The organism is Mycobacterium sp. NGS51, assembly GCF_059812525.1.
In genome coordinates, this window is the sequence record NZ_JCALCV010000017.1 from 17,676 (window position 1) to 37,228 (window position 19,553).

Below are 19,553 nucleotides of genomic sequence, written 5' to 3' on the forward strand. Positions count from 1 at the left end.
CGCACAATGTCACATCGCGCGCTAAACCCCCAGCGCAAAGGGCTGCCTGGCCGGTTTCTCAGTGAATGCACAGTGCCATCACATATCGGCCACACGCCGATAAGCGACGGTAGCTATATGGAACGCGGAGAGCGCTGGGCCGGGAATACAGCCGGGTGTCTGCGTGTTGCCCGCGGTGACGCACTGTCCACCTTTGACGGCAAGATCAACCCGGAGGATCCGAACATCACCACATTGATGAGCCCGGCGAGCATGTCGCACCCCGAGCGGTACCGCGACGCCGACTGGGTCGAGCCAGCTGACGAGCCCTACGGAACTGCGGTCTTCGACGCAACCGGGGACAAGGCGGCGATGCCGTCCTGGGACGAGCTGGTGCGTCAGCACGCAGATCGGGTGTACCGGCTGGCCTACCGCCTCTCGGGCAGCCAGCACGACGCCGAGGACCTCACTCAGGAGACTTTTATCCGGGTGTTCCGATCGGTGCAGAACTATCAGCCGGGGACCTTTGAGGGCTGGCTGCACCGCATCACCACCAACCTGTTTCTGGACATGGTGCGCCGGCGCAGCCGGGTTCGGATGGAGGCGTTGCCCGAGGATTACGACCGGGTGCCCGCCGACGAGCCCAACCCCGAGCAGATCTACCACGATGCGCGGCTGGGCGCTGACCTGCAGGCGGCGCTGGATTCATTGCCGCCGGAATTCCGGGCCGCGGTGGTGTTGTGCGACATCGAGGGTCTCTCCTATGAGGAGATCGGTGCGACGCTGGGCGTCAAGCTCGGCACCGTGCGTAGCCGGATACACCGTGGACGGCAGGCGTTGCGCGACTATCTGGCGGCCCATCCTGAGCACACCGAGCGATCCGAGGGCGCCAGCGCCTAACCGGCGACACTCGGGCTTCTCGGCTGTTCAGTGCTGTCGCGTCGCGGGCAGCGCGCTACATTCAAGGTAGTGCCGCCATGCATACACAACGCAGTGTCGAGAGGAGCTGGTGATGCCCGACCGGGGACATGTGTTCCGCCGTGCGTTCTCCTGGCTCCCGTCCCAGTTCGCCTCACAGAGCGACGCGCCGGTCGGTGCGCCGCGCCAGTTCGGCTCTACCGAGCACCTGTCCACCGAGGCCATCGCTGCATTCGTCGACGGTGAGCTGCGAATGAACGCCCACCTGCGCGCCGCCCATCACATTTCGCTGTGCCCGCAGTGCGCCACCGAAGTGGAGGATCAGGGCCGAGCGAGTGCCGCGCTGCGCGACTCCAGCCCGATCAGCATCCCCAGCACCCTGCTCGGAATGCTGTCGCAGATTCCGCATTCGCCGCCCGACGAAGCCGCGGCCTTCTCGGATCACTTGGCCGACGACACCACGCCTGACCGGCGTAAGCGCCGGTAGCCTGGTGGATACTAGGCTGGCTGAGCCGGTGTCTGACGCCGCGCTCGTTGTCATAGCGCGTATTTCCCAACTGCTCGGAAGAGGATGACGTGACCTCCGACCAGGACAAGTACGGCGGCCACCGCCTGGCGCCGCGGCCCGTCTCGCGGCCGTCGGTCGATCCCGCTTCGCAGCAGACCTTCAGCCGTCCCGAGGGCGTGCGCGGATCGTTCATCTCCCAGCTGGTCCGTCCGCAGAAGTACCGCGACCAGCGTGATTTCACGCCGCACGACGAGCCGGCTGACCCGGTGATGGCCGAAGCCTTCGGCCGGCCGTTCCCGGGCGCCGACTCGCTGCAGCGTCATCCCACCGACGCCGGCGCGCTGGACGGCGAGAAGGACAAAGACCAGTCCGAGGACGGTGACGACCCCTGGCGCGACCCGGGAGCGGCCGCCGCCTTGGGCGGCCCAGCGCTGACGCCGTCCGCCCCGCGCGGCGGCGGCCGGTTTCAGGGCAAGCTCGGCGCCCGCGACGTGCTGTTTGGCGGCAAAGTCTCCTACCGTGCCTTGGCGCTGCTCGCCGCCATCGCGCTGGCGATCGGAGTGCTGGGCGGTTGGGTGGGCAACAAGACCGCCGAGGTTGCCGAGGCGTTCACCACGTCGAAGGTCACGCTGTCCACCGGCGACAACGGCGAAGGGCCCGCTGGCCGATTCGCCAAGGTCGCCGCCGCGGTGGCGGACTCCGTGGTGACTGTCGAGTCGGTCAGCGACCAGGAGGGCATGCAGGGCTCCGGGGTGGTGATCGACGGTCGCGGTTACATCGTCACCAACAACCACGTGATCTCCGAGGCGGCCAACAACCCCAGCCAGTTCAAGACCAGCGTTGTCTTCAACGACGGCAAGGAAGTGCCCGCCAACCTGGTCGGCCGCGATCCCAAAACAGACCTGGCCGTCCTGAAGGTGGACAACGTCGACAACTTGACCGTGGCCCGGCTCGGCGACTCGGACAAGGTGCGGGTCGGTGACGAGGTGCTGGCGGCCGGCGCGCCGCTGGGACTGCGGAGCACCGTGACGCACGGCATCATCAGCGCCTTGCACCGCCCGATCCCGTTGTCGGGTGACGGTTCGGACACCGACACGGTGATCGACGCGGTGCAGACCGATGCGTCGATCAACCACGGCAACTCCGGTGGCCCGCTGATCGGGATGGATTCGCAGGTCATCGGCATCAACACCGCCGGGAAGTCGTTGTCGGACAGCGCCAGCGGGTTGGGCTTCGCGATCCCCGTCAACGAGGCAAAACAGGTTGCCGAGACGCTGATCAAGGACGGCAAGATCGTGCACCCGACGCTGGGGTTGAGCACCCGGTCGGTGAGCAACGCGGTCGCCTCCGGCGCTCAAGTGGCCAACGTGAAGGCGGGCAGCCCCGCGCAGCAGGGCGGCATCCTGGAGAACGACGTCGTCGTCAAGGTTGGCAGCCGTGCCGTCGCCGACGCCGACGAGATGGTGGTTGCCGTGCGGCAGTTGACGATCGGGCAGGATGCGCCGATCGAGGTGGTGCGCGACGGCCGGCACGTCACGCTGACGGTGAAACCCGGCCCGGACAACGGCTAAGTGTTCGCCAATGTCGGCTGGGGGGAAATGCTCGTCCTCGTCGTGGTCGGGCTGGTGGTGCTCGGCCCCGAGCGGCTTCCGGGCGCCATCAGGTGGAGTGCCAACGCGTTGCGCCAGGCCCGCGACTACCTCAGCGGAATGACGACGCAGCTACGCGAAGACATCGGCCCCGAGTTCGAAGATCTGCGGGAGCCGCTGCGCGAATTGCAGAAGCTGCGCGGGATGACGCCGCGTGCGGCGCTGACCAAGCACCTACTCGACGGCGACGATTCGCTGTTCACCGGAAAATTCGACCGGGTTGAGGAAGGTGTGCCCGAGCCGGCCGCCCACCCGCCGTTAGGTGAGCCGGAACCCCCGCGCGCCGGCCCGGCGCCGTTCGACACCGACGCGACCTAGGTCGTCGGGCAAAACCTCTGGCGAGAGTTTCATACGCGACACGCCGCGGCAAGCGTATGGAACCACAGTCGCTTACCGCCGCGTGGAGTCTAAGCCCAGCGACATTCCGGCCAGTCCGCGGCGCCGCGACGACAAAGCGTCGGCAACGCTGCGCAGTTCCTTGCCACCCGCCGAGTCGGGTGCACTGAGCACGATCGGCACGCCCGAGTCGCCGGCGGCGACCAGCGCGGGATCCAGCGGGATCTGCCCCAGCAGCGGCACGTCGGCGCCGACGGCACGCGAAAGCCGCTCGGCCACTTGCTGACCGCCGCCCTCGCCGAACACCTGCAGCTGTGAGCCGTCGGTAAGCATCAGCCAGGACATGTTCTCAACCACGCCGACGATCCGCTGACGGGTCTGCAACGCGATGCTGCCCGCGCGCTCGGCCACTTCGGCGGCGGCGTGCTGGGGTGTGGTCACCACCAGAATCTCGGCGCTCGGAATCAGCTGGGCCACCGAGATGGCGATGTCGCCGGTTCCCGGCGGCAGATCAAGCAACAGCACGTCGAGGTCGCCCCAGTACACGTCGGCCAAGAACTGCTGCAACGCACGGTGCAGCATCGGTCCGCGCCACACGACCGGGGTGTTGCCCTGGGTGAATTGGGCGATCGAGATGACCTTCACCTCATGGGCGATAGGCGGCAGGATCATCGACTCGACCTGAGTGGGCCGGTCGGTGGTGCCCATCATCCGCGGAATGGAGTGACCGTGGATGTCGGCGTCGAGCACCCCCACCGACAACCCGCGCGCCGCCATCGCGGCGGCCAGGTTGACCGTCACGGTCGACTTGCCGACGCCGCCTTTGCCGGAGGCGACGGCATAGACCCGAGTCAGCGACCCCGGCTGGGCGAACGGGATGACCGGCTCACGGGTGTCGCCACGCAGTTGCTTGCGCAGTTCGGTGCGCTGCTCGTCGCTCATCACGTCCAAGCTGACCTTCACCGCGCCGGTGCCGGGCACATCGGCGACGGCTCCGCTGACTTCCTCGGTGATCTGGGTCTTCTTCGGGCAGGCGGCCGTGGTCAGGTAGATCTCGACGTGGACCCCGCCATCCGGGGCGATCTCGACACCTTTGACCATCCCGAGTTCCGTGATGGGCCGTCGCAGTTCAGGGTCGATCACCTTGCCCAGCGCGGCGCGGACAGCCGAAGTCAGTTCGGCGTCATCATGAGTTCCAGACATCACCGCCGAGTGTAGTGCCGCGGCGACGCGGATCGAGACGGCGTGAGACGGGGGTCACTCCGCTCGGGAGTCAGCCGGTTGGGCCAGGTAAGGGCCCCGGTCCGGACGGCGGGTTTGCTGGCGCGGCGGCCGGTGGCGGTCCGGCCGGTGATGGCGCGGCAGGCGCGGCAGCAGGTGCCGGGGGTGCGGGCGCGGCCGGCGGGCCCGGCGGGGCGGCGGGGGCCGGAGGTACGGCAGCCGGAGCCGGGGGCTCAGCTGGCGGCGGGGCGAGCCACGGTGGCGTCGACGGCTGTTGCGCCGGCGCCGCCTCTTGTGCCCCGATGCAGATCACCGTGCAGGTAGCGGGGCGAGGAGCGGGCGACTGCCATGGCCACATCGGTTGTTGGGTCGGCGCGGCGGACTGGCTGAGATCGATCAGCGGCGACCGCGACAACGGGTCGGTGGAGGGCAGGCCGTGCATGTTGAGCGGCAAGCCGGGGCCAAGGCCTTCCGGGTGCTCGAGATGCTCGAGACGCGGGTCGGCGATCGGCGGCGCCGGCCCGGTCAGCGGCGGCAGGTCGACCGGCACGACGCCGGTGGCGTACGCGGCCGCCCAGCCCAGCACGTTGCGGGCATACGGCATCGAGTTGTTGTACCGCAGGATCGCCGACATCACCTGGGTCGAATCCCGCAAGTTCAGTCCGCCGCTGCACAGGTAGCGGGCGGCGGCCAACGTCGAGTCGTACAGGTTCTGTGGATCCGCCACGCCGTCGCGGTCGCCGTCTGAGGCATAACGCGCCCACGTGCCGGGCAGGAACTGCATCGGCCCCATCGCGCGGGCGTAGGTGACCCGGCCTCCGGCATTGCCCTGCACGATGACCTCGTTACCGGGCAGGGTGCCATCCAGCGTGGGTCCATAGATCGGCCGTACCGCGGTGCCGCGGGCGTCGGTGGCCCCGCCGTTGGCGTGCATCGACTCGATGCGCCCGATCCCGGCCAGCAGATTCCAGCTGATGCCGCACGCCGGGTAGGAGCTCGCCATCATCTGCTCGGCGTTGCGGTACGCCGATAGCGCCATCGTCGGGATGCGCAGTGCGCCCGGCGCGCTCACGACCACGGTTGGCGGCGGAGCCGTCGCGGTGGCCGCCGCGATGTGGAAGGCATCCGGTGGACGCGCGACAGCGATGACCGATGGGCCGGAAAGGTCACGCGGCGCGGGTGCCACGGCCGCGACCGGCGTGATGCCGGTGTCGCGAACTGTGTGTGTGGCGGCGGGGAACGGCGGCGCACCACCGACCGCCCCGGCCAGCACCAGCGGGATGATCACCGCAAGACCGAATGCCGGCGTCCCGGCTACACGAGTAGCGGACCGCTGCACCGCCTCACGCAGGTGGGCGGCACGCCGGGCTAGGGCCGGGCGTGCATCCCAGCGTCCCCCTATGCGCACTCGACCGTCCTTGAGTATTCGAGTCGTATCCGGGTGCTCCCGACGCCATGCCGGCCCCGTGAACTAAGTCACCATACATAACAGTTGTGACGCCAGTGGCAACAATGGCGGAGTATGTGAGCCTGTATTCCGGCTAGCTCGATTTCTTGGCGCGACCGTCGCTGCCGTCGCCGGCACGCACCGCGGCGGTGTCCGCGCCTTCCGGTTGCCGCTCCTCCAACAGGACCCGCAGACTTTCCAGCTCATGGCGCAGGTATTCGCGCGTTTTTGCCACTTCGCCGATGGACAACCGCAATGCGGCCAACTCGCGGGCCAGATACTCGGTGTCGGCCTTGGTCTGCTCGGCGCGCCGGCGATCCTCTTCGAAGGTCACCCGGTCCCGGTTCTCCTGGCGGTTCTGAGCCAGCAGAATCAGCGGCGCCGCGTAGGCGGCCTGGGTGGAAAAAGCCAAGTTCAGCAGAATGAACGGGTACGGGTCCCAGCGCAGTCGGACCGCGAACACGTTGAGCACGATCCAGGCCACCACCACGAGGGTCTGGATGAGGAGATACCGGCCGGTGCCGAAGAAGCGCGCGACCGATTCGGTGACCTGCCCGACGGTCTCGGGGTCCACCCGCGGCGCGAAAATTCGCGAGGTCCGCGGCGTGTAGAGCCGTTGCCGTGCCGATGATTTGCTCACGGCGCCCCTCCGGCCGCATTCAGCGCGGGTTCCTCGGTACTTTCGCGCCAGTCATGCGGCAGCAAGTGGTCGAGCACGTCGTCGACCGTCACTGCACCCAGCAGGTGGTTCTGTTCATCGACGACCGGCCCGCAGACCAGGTTGTAGGCAGCGAAGTAGCGGGTCAGCGCGGCCAGCGAGGTTTCCGGCGCCAACCACGGCAAGTCGGTGTCGATGATCCCGCCGGTCAACGCGGCCGGCGGCTCACGCAGCAGCCGCTGCAGCGGCACACAACCCAGATACTGGCCGGTCGGCGTGGCAGTGGGCGGGCGCACCACGAACACCAGCGACGACAACGCCGGCGTGACGTCGGGATCGCGGACCCGGGCCAGCGCCTCAGCAACCGACGTGTCGGGTCCCAGCACTACCGGATTCGACGTCATCAAGCCGCCGGCGGTGTTGGGTGAGTGCTTCAGCAGCCGTCGCACCGGATCGGATTCCCCCGGGTCCATCCGGCCCAGCAACAGCTCGGCATCGGTCGGATTCATTGCGCCGAGCAGGTCGGCGGCATCGTCGGGATCCATCTCCTCGAGCACGCTGGCGGCGCGCTCGGTGCCCAGCTGCCTGAGCACATCGGCCTGGTCGTCTTCAGGGAGCTCCTGCAAGATGTCGGCGAGCCGGTCGTCGTCGAGCGCGGTGACCACCTCGTAGCGCCGCTTCGGCGGCAGTTCACGCAGAGCGTCGGCCACTTCGATCGGCCGCCATTCTTCGAACTGGTGCAGCAACTGCGCCACGCCTTGGCCGGGCATCGCCAGTGCTGACGGGGTCAGGCCCACCACGTTGTGCCAGTCGACGACGTAGACGTTCGCCCGGCGGCCCAGCCGGCGCTGATTGCGGACGGCGAGCCGGGTCACCATCCAGTCGCGGGTTCGGGTTTGCTCGATGCCGAGGTCGGTGATCACCACCTCGGTGTCGGCCAGCTGCGGCAACTCTGGGTCGTTGACCCGCACTTTGGTATCGAGAATCTGACCCAGTGCCAGCACCTCGCCGGGCCGCTGCTCGAACCGGTGCAACGACAGGCTGGTGGTATTGAGCGTCACCGCATTGGGTTCAATCGCCGACACTCGACCGATCGGCACGAAAATCCTTCGGCGGGAAGGCAAATCGACGACGAGGCCAAGCACACGTGGCTGTTGGCGCACGATGCTGATGCTGACCACGACGTCGCGCACGCGGCCGAGCGACTCGCCCATCGGGCCGAGTACCAGCATTCGCGCCAGCCGCGCCGCGTACACCCGGTTGATCGACGTCATGGTTCAAACTGTAGGAGTGGAACGGTGAATAACGCCTATCGGCCCCGCCGGACCTGCCTGTCGGTTCCGGGCAGCAGCCAGAAGATGATCGACAAGGCCAAAGGTCTGCCGGCCGACGAGGTGTTTCTCGATTTGGAGGACGCCGTTGCGCCGGAAGCGAAGGCGCCGGCCCGTTCCCGGGTGGCCGCCGCGCTCGCCGGGCCGGGTTGGGCCGGACAACTGCGCGGCGTTCGGGTCAACGGCTGGACCACGCCGTGGACCCACGCCGACATCATCGAAGTGGTGTCGGCCGTCGGTGCTGCACCCGACGCGAAACTCGATGTCGTTGTGCTGCCCAAGGTCTCCGATGTCTCACATGTCCAGGCACTCGATCTGTTGCTGACCCAGTTGGAGACGCTTCATGACCTTCCGGTCGGCGGCATCGGTATCGACGCGCAGATCGAAGACGCCCGGGGTCTGTGCAATGTCGGCGCGATCGCGGCCGTGCCGCGGGTACAGGCGCTGGTGCTCGGTCCCGCTGATTTGATGGCCAGCCTCAACATGCGCACGCTGGTCGTCGGCGAACAGCCGGAGGGCTACGACGTCGGCGACGCCTACCACCACGCATTGATGACGATTTTGGTGGCAGCGCGCGCCCACGGCGTTGCCGCCGTCGACGGGCCCTATCTCAAGGTCCGCGATATCGAGGCGTTCCGGCGGGTGGCGGGCCGCTCGGCGGCCCTGGGCTACGACGGCAAATGGGTCCTGCACCCCGACCAGATCGCTGCCGGCAACGAAATCTTCAGCCCCCGCCAAGACGAGTACGACCACGCCGAGCTGATCCTGGAAGCCTACGAATGGCACACCTCCAGCGCGGGCGGTGCCCGCGGCGCGGTCATGCTCGGAGAGGAGATGATCGACGAAGCCAGCCGAAAGATGGCGCTGGTGATCGCGGCCAAGGGACGCGCAGCAGGCATGCGGCGCCAATCGGACTCCTTCGTGCCGCCGGGCGGCTAAAGCCCGTACGGCTCAGGCCGATGCGGCGACCAGGCCGAAGAACACGATCAGGCCGATTACCGCCAGCAGCAGCGCGACGGCACCGACAGCGATGCCCGCCACGGCCAGGCCGTATCCGTCTTGCTGAGTCTGCTTGATCTGACCGAGCGCGACGATGCCCAGCACGATCCCGGCGATCCAGCCTCCGATCCCGATGTAGCAGACGAACAGCAGCGGAAATCCCATGATCGAGGTAACCAGCGATGCGATCGCCAACGGGTTGGTACCCGTCGGCCGGACAGCGCGGTAGGGATCGTACGGGTCGGGATACCAGGGCGGCGGAGGTCCGGCGTAGCCGCCCGGGCCACCCGGGTAGGGCTGGCTGTACCCCGGCGGCGGCCCGCCGTACTGCGGCGGCGTCGGCGGATAGGGCGGCGGATGACCAAACGGCGTCTGTCCAGGCTGCGAAGGTTGGTCTGGTTCGCCTTGCGGCTTCTCGCCGGAGTCGCCGCCGGGAACTGTCATGCTGTTCAACCTAAATGATGCGGGCGGTTGACGGCCGCACCGTCCGCCACCGCGTCGGCAGAGGAGAATGGGAGCATGACCAGCCCTTACCAGCCGGGACAGGTTCCCGGTGCCACATCCGCCGGCCCGGCCGCGGGCCGCCGCGGCGCGCCCGGATTGCCGACCCCGCCGAAAGGCTGGCCGGTCGGCTCCTATCCCACCTACGCCGAGGCGCAGCGAGCGGTGGACTACCTGTCCGAGCGAGAATTCCCGGTGCAGCAAGTGACGATCGTGGGCGTCGACCTGATGCAGGTCGAGCGGGTCACCGGCCGGCTGACGTGGCCCAAGGTGCTCGGCGGCGGCGTGTTGACCGGCGCCTGGCTGGGCCTGTTCATCGGTTTGATCCTCGGCTTCTTCAGCCCCAACCCCTGGGGCGCGCTGGGCACCGGTCTGGTTGCCGGGGTGTTCTTCGGCTTGATCACCTCCGCGGTCCCCTATGCGATGGCGCGCGGCACCCGGGATTTCAGCTCGACGATGCAATTGGTCGCCGGTCGATACGACGTGTTGTGCGATCCGCAGAATGCCGAGAAGGCCCGCGATCTGCTCGCACACCTGGCGATCTGAATAGCAGCGCCGACGAGCGCGACGCGCCCGCCGACGTGTTGCATCTCACGCGCACCTCGCTCTACCGTTCTGGCGCGGGGCCACGGGGGGGACGGACGAGAGGCAGGTGTGGTGGCGAAGCGTCGCTGGCGCCCACGCAGGCTGGCTGCGGCTGCGTTGGCGGCGTTGACCACCGCGTCGGTGTTGTCGTCGTGCGGATCGGCTGACAACGGCGTGGTGATCAGCCTCTACACCCCGGCCAACGAAGGCGCGACGTTCACCGAGATCGCTCAGCGCTGCACCGGCCAGTTCGGCGGGCGGTTCGCCATTCGGCAGTTCAGCCTGCCCCGCTCAGCCGACGACCAGCGGTTGCAACTGGCCCGTCGGCTCACCGGTAATGACCGCACGTTGGACGTGATGGCCCTCGACGTGGTGTGGACCGCAGAATTCGCCGACGCGGGATGGGCCCTGCCGCTGTCCGAGGATCCGGCCGGACGAGCGGAGGCCGACGCCACGTCCGACACGCTGCCGGGACCGCTGGCCACGGCCCGTCGACAGCACACGCTGTACGCCGCGCCGATGACGACGAACACCCAATTGCTTTGGTATCGCGCGGATTTGATGGACAAGCCGCCGACCACTTGGGACGCCATGGTGGCGGAGGCAACCCGGTTGCACGCCGCCGATAAACCCAGTTGGATTGCCGTGCAGGCCAAGCAGTATGAGGGGCTGGTGGCATGGTTCAACACGCTGCTGGTCAGCGCCGGGGGACAGGTGCTGTCCGATGACGGCAAGACCGTCACGTTGACCGACACGCCCGCCCACCGGGCGGCGACCGTCAAGGCGTTGCAGATTCTGAGGTCGGTGGCCACCGCGCCGGGCGCCGACCCGTCGATCACCCAGACCGACGAAGGCACCGCACGGTTGGCGTTCGAGGAAGGCAAGGCCGCGTTGGAGGTCAACTGGCCGTTCGTGCTGCCGTCCTTGCTGGAGAACGCGGTCAAAGGCGGCGTGCGGTTTTTACCGCTGAACCAGCGACCGGAGTTGGCCGGCAGCATCGACAAACTGGGCGGTTTCGCGCCGACCGATCAGCAGTTCCGCGCCGCTTATCAAGCCGCCAAGTCGGTGTTCGGGTTCGCTCCCTATCCGGATGTGCAGCCCGGCCGGCCGGCCAAGGTGACGATCGGCGGGCTGAACCTGGCAGTGGCCAAGACGACGCGGCACCGGGCGGAAGCTTTCGAGGCGGTGCGCTGTCTGCGCAGTCTGCCCAACCAGAAGTACGTCTCGATCGAAGGCGGCTTGCCGGCGGTACGCACGTCGCTGTACTCCGATCCGCAGTTTCAGGCCAAGTTCCCGATGTATGACGTTATTCGCCGGCAGCTCACCAACGCCGCGGTGCGGCCGGTGACACCGGTCTATCAGGCCGTGTCCACGCGGATCTCGGCGACGCTGGCTCCGATCACCAAGATCGATCCCGAGCACACGGCCGACCAGCTCACCAGGCAGGTGCAGAAAGCTATTGACGGCAAGGGGCTGATCCCGTGACCGCGACCGCTGCCGCTTCCACCGAGAACCGCACGGCGGAGCGGCGGTTGGCGTTCTTCCTCGTCGCCCCTGCGGTGATCCTGATGCTGGCGGTGACGGCGTACCCGATCGGCTACGCGGTATGGCTGAGCCTGCAGCGCTATAACTTCACGACACCCAGCCAGACCGCATTCGTCGGGCTGGCCAATTACCAGACCATCCTTTCCGATCGGTTGTGGTGGACCGCGTTGGCCGTGACGTCGGCGATCACGGTGATCTCGGTGGCGGTCGAGTTCGTGTTGGGCTTGTCATTGGCACTGGTGATGCACCGAAGTCTGGTCGGTAAAGGTCTGGTGCGCACCGCAGTGCTGATTCCCTACGGCATCGTCACGGTGGCTGCTTCCTACAGTTGGTACTACGCCTGGACGCCGGGGACTGGTTACCTGGCCAACCTGCTGCCGCAGGGTAGCGCCCCACTGACCCAACAGATCCCGTCGCTGGGCATCGTGATCCTCGCCGAGGTTTGGAAGACGACGCCGTTCATGGCGCTGTTGCTGCTGGCGGGGCTGGCGTTGGTGCCCGATGACCTGTTGAAGGCCGCCCAAGTCGACGGTGCCGGCGCGTGGCGACGGCTGGTCAAGATCATCCTGCCGTTGATCAAACCGGCGATCCTGGTCGCATTGCTGTTCCGCACCCTGGATGCGTTTCGGATCTTCGACAACATCTATGTGCTCACCGGTGGCTCCAACGACACCGGTTCGGTGTCGATCCTGGGCTACGACAACTTGTTCAAAGCCTTCAATGTTGGCCTGGGATCGGCGATTTCGGTGTTGATCTTCGTGTGCGTGGCCATCATCGCGTTGCTGTTCGTCAAGGTGTTCGGCGCCTCGGCCCCCGGTGGTGACGGCGATGGCTGAGCGGATCGATGTCCGGCGGGCCACCAGCTGGGTGGTGATCGACACCTTGGTGGTGCTCTACGCGCTGTTTCCGGTGCTGTGGATCTTGTCGTTGTCGCTCAAGTCGACGTCAACGGTCAAGGACGGCAAGCTGATTCCGGACTCGGTGACCTTTGACAACTATCGAGGGATCTTTCACGGCAACTTCTTCAGCTCGGCGCTGGTCAATTCCATCGGAATCGGGGTGATCACGACGGCGATTGCGGTGGTGATCGGCGCGATGGCGGCGTACGCGGTGGCGAGGCTGGCGTTCCCGGGCAAGAATCTGCTGATCGGTGCGGCCCTGCTGATCGCGATGTTCCCGCAGATTTCGCTCGTCACACCAATATTCAACATCGAACGTAGCCTCGGCCTGTTCGACACCTGGCCGGGCCTGATCATTCCTTACATCACCTTCGCGTTGCCGTTGGCCATCTACACACTATCGGCGTTTTTCCGGGAAATACCTTGGGATCTGGAGAAGGCCGCCAAGATGGACGGCGCCACCCCGAGTCAGGCCTTCCGCAAGGTGATCGCGCCGCTCGCCGCACCGGGGATCGTCACCGCCGCGATCCTGGTGTTCATCTTCGCCTGGAACGACCTGCTACTGGCGTTGTCGTTGACGGCAACCAAGGCGGCGATCACTGCGCCGGTGGCGATCGCCAACTTCACCGGAAGTTCGCAATTCGAGGAACCGACCGGTTCGATCGCGGCCGGCGCGATGGTGATCACCGTCCCGATCATCGTTTTTGTTCTAATCTTCCAACGACGAATTGTTGCTGGCTTGACCTCCGGCGCGGTGAAGGGGTAACTCGATGGCCGAGATTGTGTTGGCTCACGTGACCAAGAGTTACCCCGACGGCGCGACGGCCGTGAAGGAGCTGAGCCTTGACATCGCCGACGGCGAGTTCGTCATTCTGGTCGGGCCGTCCGGCTGTGGCAAGAGCACAACGCTGAATATGATTGCCGGACTGGAGGATATTTCATCCGGCGAGCTGCGAATCGGCGGCGAGCGGGTCAACGAGAAGCCCCCCAAGGACCGCGATATCGCGATGGTGTTCCAGTCCTACGCGCTCTACCCGCATATGACGGTGCGGCAGAACATCGCCTTCCCACTGACCTTGGCCAAGATGAAGAAAGCGGAGATCGCCCAGAAGGTTGAGGAGACTGCGAAAATCCTTGACCTGACTGACTTTCTGGATCGCAAGCCGTCCCAATTGTCGGGTGGTCAGCGTCAGCGGGTCGCGATGGGCCGGGCCATCGTGCGTCATCCCAAGGCATTTCTGATGGACGAACCGCTGTCGAACCTGGACGCCAAACTCCGTGTACAGATGCGCGGGGAGATCGCCAGACTGCAACGGCGACTGGGTACCACCACCGTCTATGTCACCCACGACCAGACCGAAGCGATGACGCTGGGCGATCGGGTGGTGGTGATGCGCGGCGGGGTGGCGCAGCAGATCGGCACCCCCGACGAGCTGTACGAGCGGCCGGCCAACTTGTTCGTCGCCAGCTTTATCGGCTCCCCGGCGATGAACTTCTTCCCGGCCACCCTGACGCCCACCGGACTGAACCTGCCGTTCGGTGAGGTGACGCTGACCCAGCCGGTGCACGACGTCCTCGCGCAGCACCCTGCGCCGGACAACGTGATCGTAGGCATCCGCCCGGAGCATCTGGCTGATGCCGCCCTGATCGACGGCTATCAGCGCATCAGAGCGCTGGTCTTCGAGGCCAAGGTCGACCTGGTCGAGTCGCTGGGAGCAGACAAATACGTGTACTTCACCACCGAGGGCGCCGCGGTGCACTCAGACCAGTTGGCCGACGACGACGCCGAATCCAGCAGCGACCAACACGAATTCGTGGCGCGGGTCCCGTCGGAGTCCAAGGCCGCCAAAGGACAGTCCATCGAATTGGCGTTCGACACCCTGAAATTGGCAATCTTCGATGCCGATTCGGGCGTCAATCTGACCGTTCCGCCACCACCCGAAGTCGAGTGACACCGGAGCTGACCAAAGTGCGTGCGCATGTGCGCGCCCACTTTGCCGCAGCGGGCGTCGAGGCGGAGCCCGACGTCGCCAGCGTGACGTTTGTGGGTGCCCAGCCCATCGAGGTGCTGCGCTTCCGGGCCGCCGCGGACGGGATGGTGCACTATGTGTCGCTGGGCTGCTCGCGGCATCCGATGGTCGATCCAACGGTGCTGCTGGCCGATCCGCTGCGTGGTCCGCGCGCCGAAGTCGTTCTGCAGCTGCATGATCCCGGGCCGGCCGCCGGGCTGGCCCGAAGCCTGGCAGTGGTAGCGGCAACTCCCGCGGTCGAGGGCGTGGTTTTGGTGCCGGACGCCCTGATCGACCTCGGTTCGCCGCTGTGGACGCGGCCCTCCGGGCGGGCACCGTTCACCGCGGTGTTGTTGGGCCGCAGCGATATTGCCGAGTTGCCGCTGGATCCGCCCCGCGATCCGGTGAGCTTTGTCACGGCGACGCCGATCACCGCGACCGAGGCGGCCTGGGTGCGACTGAAGGGCGCCGACGCCATGCGGGAGGCCTGGCAGACCGACGGCGTCGACGTTCTGGACCCCAACCGTCGCGCCGCTTCCGCGTGAGCAGACGCAAAAGTCCCGGATTCTCACCGAAATTGGGTGCTTTTGCGTCTGCTCGCCGTTAGAGCCAGCGGTTGCGGCGGAAGGTGCGGTACAAGACCACACAAAACGTGGCCATCACCGCAAGCACCACCGGATAGCCCCAGGGGCGGTGCAGGATGGGCATCCAATCGAAATTCATGCCGTAGATCCCGGCGATCATGGTGGGCACTGCGATGATGCCGGCCCAGGCCGACATCTTGCGCATATCGGTGTTCTGTTGCATGCCGACCCGGGCCAGCGCGGCCTGCACCAGCGAGCTGAGCATTTCGTCGTAGCCGGCGATCTGGTCAGCGGCGTGGGTCTGGTGGTCGGCGACGTCCCGCAGATAGCGCCGTACCTCTTTGGAGATCAAGTCCTTGTGTTCGGTCTGCATCCGCTGGAACGGAATCGAGAGCGGGTTGACGCAGCGGCGCAGCTCGACGACCTCGCGTTTGATGTGGTAGATCGGTTCGACGTCGGTGCGCTGGCCGGGCGCAAACGCCACCTCCTCGATCGTGTCGATGTCGGTTTCCATCAGGTTGGTGACCGCCAGGTAGTGGTCCACCACCCGGTCGGCAATCGCGTGCATCACTGCATAGGGCCCCAGCCGCATGTGGCCGGGCTCGGCGTCCATTCGCTTGCGCACCTCGGAAAGCCCGCCGTGTTCGCCGTGCCGGACAGTGACCACGAAATTCTTGCCGACGAAGATCATGATCTCGCCGGTCTCGACGATCTCGCGCGCCAGCACCACCGAGTCGTGCGGAACGTAATTGACCGTCTTGAGAACCAGGAAAAGAGTCTCGTCGTAGCGCTCCAGTTTGGGTCGCTGATGGGCGTGGACCGCGTCCTCGGCGGCCAGTGGATGGATCCCGAAAACGTCGGCCACATCCTGCATCTGGCGTTCATCGGGCTCGTGCAATCCGATCCAGGCGAATGCGTTCTGGCCGGTCTGCTCGACCTCGTGTACCTGGGCCAGCGCCTCGGCGTGGGTATAGGTGCCGGCCAGTCGCACCCCGTCGACGTAGACACCGCAGTCGACCATGACCTGGGTAACCGGCGGCGTGCCAGAAGCGGTGACCTTAGGCCGGGCGACCGGCCGCAGTGATGGTGACAACCCTCGAAACGATGGCATCGGGTCACCTCCCGCCGCAGCTGACCAAGCGTCGGCAATGCTACGCGCCGCAGCGTGGCACTGCCTGTGAGCCGCTCGGGGGACCGGGGGATTGCCGGCCGGCTTCGGTGCGCTAGTTTCGACCCGACGCAACCCTGCACAAGGAGCCAACGACGTGAGCACAACTCCCCTCAAGGTCGCCGTCACCGGTGCCGCCGGTCAGATCGGCTACAGCCTGTTGTTCCGCCTCGCGAGCGGCTCGCTGCTGGGGCCCGGCCGCCCGATCGAGCTACACCTGCTCGAAATCGAGCCTGCCCTCAAGGCGCTCGAGGGCGTCGTGATGGAACTCGACGACTGCGCTTTCCCGCTGCTGGCCGGCGTCGAGATCGGCGCGGACCCGAACAAGATCTTCAACGGTGTGAACCTCGCGCTGCTCGTCGGCGCACGTCCGCGCGGGCCGGGCATGGAGCGCAGCGACCTGTTGGAGGCCAACGGCGCGATCTTCACCGCGCAGGGCAAAGCCCTCAACGAGGTCGCCGCCGACGACATCCGCATCGGTGTCACCGGTAACCCGGCCAACACCAACGCGCTGATCGCGATGAGCAACGCCCCCGACATTCCGCGGGAGCGGTTCTCGGCGCTGACCCGCCTCGACCACAACCGGGCGATCTCGCAACTGGCCCAGAAGACCGGTGCGGCGGTCACCGACATCAAGAAGATGACGATCTGGGGCAACCACTCGGCCACCCAGTACCCCGACATCTTCCACGCCGAAATCAACGGCCGCAGCGCCGCCGAGGTGGTCAACGACCAGAGCTGGATTGAGAACGACTTCATCCCGACCGTCGCCAAGCGCGGAGCGGCCATCATCGACGCGCGGGGAGCCTCCTCGGCGGCTTCGGCGGCCTCGGCAACCGTGGACGCTGCCCGCGACTGGCTGCTGGGTAGCCCGGCAGGTGACTGGGTGTCGATGGCGGTCATCTCCGACGGCTCCTACGGCGTGCCGGAAGGCTTGATCTCGTCGTTCCCGGTGACCACCAAGGACGGCAACTGGAGCATCGTGAGTGGCCTGGACGTCGACGAGTTTTCCCGCGGCCGGATCGACAAGTCGACCGCTGAGCTTGCCGACGAGCGCACCGCGGTCACCGATCTTGGCCTGATCTGAGCGGCAGTACCCTGAGGCAGTGTCTGAAAGCATCCCTGCGGACAGCCCGCATATCGTCTTAACAGACGAAGAGATCTTCGAGGCTCATGTAGCCGGGAAGCTTGCCGTGCAGTTGCGGGCTCCGCTCGACACCCAGCGCGCGCTGTCGATCGCTTACACCCCCGGCGTGGCACAGGTCAGTCGCGCGATCGCCGCCGATCACACCCTGGCGGCCCGCTACACCTGGGCGAACCGACTGGTGGCCGTGGTCAGCGACGGCAGCGCGGTGCTGGGCCTCGGCGACATCGGGCCGGCGGCAGCGCTGCCGGTGATGGAGGGCAAAAGCGCGCTGTTCAAGGCATTCGCCGGTCTGGACTCGATCCCGATCGTGCTGGACACCAAGGATCCCGACGAGATCGTCGAGACGCTGGTGCGGCTGCGGCCGACCTTTGGCGCGGTCAACCTCGAAGACATCTCGGCGCCGCGGTGCTTCGAGATCGAACGCCGCCTCATCGATGCGCTGGACTGCCCGGTGATGCACGACGACCAGCACGGCACCGCCATCGTGGTGCTTGCGGCGCTGATCGGCGCCACCAAAGTACTCGGGCGGGACATGGCCTCGCTGCGCGTGGTGATCTCCGGTGTCGGTGCGGCCGGCGTGGCCTGCGCGAAAATCCTTATGGCCGCAGGTATTTCGCACATCACCGTGCTGGACTCGCGCGGCATCCTGCATCCGGACCGCGATGATCTGACCACTGTCAAAGCCGACTTGGCACGGCGCACCAATCCGGACGGCCTCATTGGCGGCATGGTGGAGGCCCTGAAGGGCGCCGACGTCTTCCTGGGCGTATCCGCCGGCGTGGTGCCCGAAGAGCTGATCGCGTCGATGGCCCCGGAGAGCATCGTGTTCGCGTTGTCGAACCCGGACCCCGAAGTCCATCCCGATGTGGCCGCCCGGCACGCCGCCATTGTCGCGACCGGCCGAAGTGATTTCCCCAACCAGATCAACAATGTGCTGGCTTTCCCCGGGGTGTTCCTCGGCGCGCTGGATGCCGGTGCCCGCAAGATCACCGAAAAGATGAAGGTGGCCGCGGCCGAGGCGATCGTCTCGGTCGTCGCCGATGACCTGGCACCCGACCGGATCGTCCCGAGCCCGCTGGAGCCAAAGGTCGGCCCGACGGTTGCCGCCGCGGTGGCGGCCGCCGCAGACACCGCGGAGTGAGCGCCCGGCTTGTTTTTCGGCGGCGAGCCGCTGCGTGTTGCGCAGTGGTGCTCGTCGCGGCATTGGCGCTGGCCGGATGCGGCGACACCCAACATCACCCGCGCGAGCTGGTGGTCGGATCGCATCCCGACTCGGTGCTGCTCGCCGACATCTACGTCGGGGCGCTGCGTTCGTACGGTTTTCCGGCGCGCAACGAGCCGGCGCCCGACCCGCTGACCGGGTTGGATTCCGGAGCGTTCACCGTCGTTCCGGGCTTCACCGGGCAGGTGTTACAGGTCTTTCAGCCGGGCGCGAAGGTGCGATCAGACGAGCAGGTCTACCGAGCGATGATCGGCGTGCTGCCGGAGGGGATCGCGGCCGGCGACTACACCACCGCCGCCGAGGACAAGCCCGCGTTGGCGGTGACCCCGGCAACCGCCAGGGCGTGGGGCGGCACTGAGCTCAGCGCACTGCCGCGGCACTGTGCTGGCCTCGTCATCGGGGCGATCCGCGGCATCCAGACGCCCGCGAAGGTGAGCCGGTGTCAATTGCCTGCTCCGCGCGAATTCCCTGATTCCGCAGCGATGTTCGCCGCATTGCGGGATGGGCGGGTCACCGCGGCGTGGACCACCACCGCCGCACCCGACATGCCCGCCGACGTGGTGGTGCTGGCCGACGGCAAGCCGGCGTTGGTGCAGGCCGAAAACGTGGTGCCGCTCTACCGGCGCAACGTGCTGACTGATCGGCAGCTGCTGGCGATCAACGAGGTGGCCGGTGTGTTGGACACCGCCGCGCTGGTCGACATGCGCCGCCAAGTCGCCAACGGCGCCGACCCGCAAAAAGTGGCCGACGCGTGGCTGGGCGAACACCCCCTCGGCCGCTAACCCCTTTATTTGCCGCGAGCGTGCGTGTCCCCGGCCGACACGCCGCCCGAAATCACGTGTTTTGC

At 66.9% G+C, this 19,553-nt stretch carries 20 protein-coding genes; 14 read left to right on the forward strand and 6 right to left on the reverse strand.

Features of this window, described 5'->3' with window-relative positions:
• Positions 1-117: 117 nt before the first annotated feature.
• The 4 genes from sigE to tatB all read left to right on the forward strand — a co-directional run bounded on the left by sigE (position 118) and on the right by tatB (position 3,372).
• Positions 118-879 carry an RNA polymerase sigma factor SigE gene (sigE, locus tag AC5Y5W_RS19330; RefSeq protein ID WP_500012031.1) on the forward strand — a complete coding sequence of 254 codons (762 nt, stop codon included), beginning with the start codon at positions 118-120 and terminating at the stop codon, positions 877-879.
• A 112-nt stretch (positions 880-991) separates the two neighbouring features.
• On the forward strand, positions 992-1,384 hold the full coding sequence (gene rseA / locus AC5Y5W_RS19335) for an anti-sigma E factor RseA (protein WP_500012033.1): 393 nt from the start codon (positions 992-994) through the stop codon (positions 1,382-1,384).
• Between the two features lie 89 nt (positions 1,385-1,473).
• Positions 1,474-2,976 carry a serine protease HtrA gene (htrA, locus tag AC5Y5W_RS19340; RefSeq protein WP_500012035.1) on the forward strand — a complete coding sequence of 501 codons (1,503 nt, stop codon included), beginning with the start codon at positions 1,474-1,476 and terminating at the stop codon, positions 2,974-2,976.
• A complete protein-coding gene (gene tatB / locus AC5Y5W_RS19345) occupies positions 2,977-3,372 on the forward strand; it encodes a Sec-independent protein translocase protein TatB (RefSeq protein ID WP_500012037.1) in 396 nt (131 codons plus the stop codon).
• 72 nt (positions 3,373-3,444) lie between these two features.
• On the opposite strand, the gene AC5Y5W_RS19350 is transcribed toward tatB, so the two are convergent.
• From AC5Y5W_RS19350 to AC5Y5W_RS19365, 4 genes are all read right to left on the reverse strand, one after another.
• Entirely contained in the window at positions 3,445-4,593 is a 1,149-nt protein-coding gene (locus AC5Y5W_RS19350; RefSeq protein WP_500022520.1) for an Mrp/NBP35 family ATP-binding protein, read from the reverse strand.
• Between the two features lie 70 nt (positions 4,594-4,663).
• Entirely contained in the window at positions 4,664-6,019 is a 1,356-nt protein-coding gene (locus tag AC5Y5W_RS19355; protein WP_499886408.1) for a lytic transglycosylase domain-containing protein, read from the reverse strand.
• Between the two features lie 133 nt (positions 6,020-6,152).
• Entirely contained in the window at positions 6,153-6,698 is a 546-nt protein-coding gene (locus AC5Y5W_RS19360) for a DUF1003 domain-containing protein (RefSeq protein WP_499886406.1), read from the reverse strand.
• Positions 6,695-7,990: a magnesium transporter MgtE N-terminal domain-containing protein gene (locus tag AC5Y5W_RS19365; protein ID WP_499886404.1), complete on the reverse strand. Its 1,296-nt coding sequence runs from the start codon at positions 7,988-7,990 to the stop codon at positions 6,695-6,697. The genes AC5Y5W_RS19360 and AC5Y5W_RS19365 overlap by 4 nt, the downstream gene beginning before the upstream one ends.
• Before the next feature lie 24 nt (positions 7,991-8,014).
• On the opposite strand from AC5Y5W_RS19365, the gene AC5Y5W_RS19370 reads away from it, so the two are divergent.
• The gene (locus AC5Y5W_RS19370) at positions 8,015-8,986 is read left to right on the forward strand and encodes an HpcH/HpaI aldolase/citrate lyase family protein (RefSeq protein ID WP_499886402.1); all 972 of its coding nucleotides are present in this window, start codon (positions 8,015-8,017) and stop codon (positions 8,984-8,986) included.
• A gap of 12 nt (positions 8,987-8,998) precedes the next feature.
• On the opposite strand, the gene AC5Y5W_RS19375 is transcribed toward AC5Y5W_RS19370, so the two are convergent.
• Entirely contained in the window at positions 8,999-9,490 is a 492-nt protein-coding gene (locus tag AC5Y5W_RS19375; RefSeq protein WP_499886401.1) for a DUF4190 domain-containing protein, read from the reverse strand.
• 75 nt (positions 9,491-9,565) lie between these two features.
• Between AC5Y5W_RS19375 and AC5Y5W_RS19380 the strand changes: the two genes are divergently transcribed.
• From AC5Y5W_RS19380 to AC5Y5W_RS19405, 6 genes are all read left to right on the forward strand, one after another.
• A complete protein-coding gene (locus AC5Y5W_RS19380) occupies positions 9,566-10,093 on the forward strand; it encodes a YflT domain-containing protein (protein ID WP_500012044.1) in 528 nt (175 codons plus the stop codon).
• A 111-nt stretch (positions 10,094-10,204) separates the two neighbouring features.
• Complete coding sequence (locus AC5Y5W_RS19385; protein ID WP_500012186.1) at positions 10,205-11,617, forward strand: ABC transporter substrate-binding protein; 1,413 nt, start codon at positions 10,205-10,207, stop codon at positions 11,615-11,617.
• Positions 11,614-12,513, forward strand: a complete 900-nt coding sequence (locus tag AC5Y5W_RS19390; RefSeq protein WP_500012046.1) for a carbohydrate ABC transporter permease — start codon at positions 11,614-11,616, stop codon at positions 12,511-12,513. The genes AC5Y5W_RS19385 and AC5Y5W_RS19390 overlap by 4 nt, the downstream gene beginning before the upstream one ends.
• A 4-nt stretch (positions 12,514-12,517) precedes the next feature.
• A complete protein-coding gene (locus AC5Y5W_RS19395; RefSeq protein WP_500012187.1) occupies positions 12,518-13,342 on the forward strand; it encodes a carbohydrate ABC transporter permease in 825 nt (274 codons plus the stop codon).
• A gap of 4 nt (positions 13,343-13,346) precedes the next feature.
• Positions 13,347-14,528, forward strand: coding sequence for an ABC transporter ATP-binding protein (locus AC5Y5W_RS19400; RefSeq protein WP_500012048.1), 1,182 nt, complete (start codon positions 13,347-13,349; stop codon positions 14,526-14,528).
• 8 nt (positions 14,529-14,536) lie between these two features.
• Positions 14,537-15,130 carry a suppressor of fused domain protein gene (locus tag AC5Y5W_RS19405; protein ID WP_500012189.1) on the forward strand — a complete coding sequence of 198 codons (594 nt, stop codon included), beginning with the start codon at positions 14,537-14,539 and terminating at the stop codon, positions 15,128-15,130.
• 58 nt (positions 15,131-15,188) lie between these two features.
• Here AC5Y5W_RS19405 and corA read toward each other — a convergent pair whose 3' ends face one another.
• Positions 15,189-16,280, reverse strand: coding sequence for a magnesium/cobalt transporter CorA (corA, locus tag AC5Y5W_RS19410; RefSeq protein ID WP_500012050.1), 1,092 nt, complete (start codon positions 16,278-16,280; stop codon positions 15,189-15,191).
• A gap of 154 nt (positions 16,281-16,434) precedes the next feature.
• Here corA and AC5Y5W_RS19415 point away from each other — a divergent pair, with 154 nt between their 5' ends.
• From AC5Y5W_RS19415 to AC5Y5W_RS19425, 3 genes are read left to right on the forward strand one after another with little or no spacing between them, the layout of a single operon-like run.
• A complete protein-coding gene (locus AC5Y5W_RS19415; RefSeq protein ID WP_500012052.1) occupies positions 16,435-17,424 on the forward strand; it encodes a malate dehydrogenase in 990 nt (329 codons plus the stop codon).
• A 19-nt stretch (positions 17,425-17,443) separates the two neighbouring features.
• Positions 17,444-18,625 carry an NAD(P)-dependent malic enzyme gene (locus tag AC5Y5W_RS19420; protein WP_500012053.1) on the forward strand — a complete coding sequence of 394 codons (1,182 nt, stop codon included), beginning with the start codon at positions 17,444-17,446 and terminating at the stop codon, positions 18,623-18,625.
• Positions 18,622-19,488, forward strand: a complete 867-nt coding sequence (locus AC5Y5W_RS19425; RefSeq protein ID WP_500012055.1) for a glycine betaine ABC transporter substrate-binding protein — start codon at positions 18,622-18,624, stop codon at positions 19,486-19,488. Before AC5Y5W_RS19420 ends, AC5Y5W_RS19425 begins: the two co-directional genes overlap by 4 nt.
• The last annotated feature ends 65 nt before the right edge of the window (positions 19,489-19,553 follow it).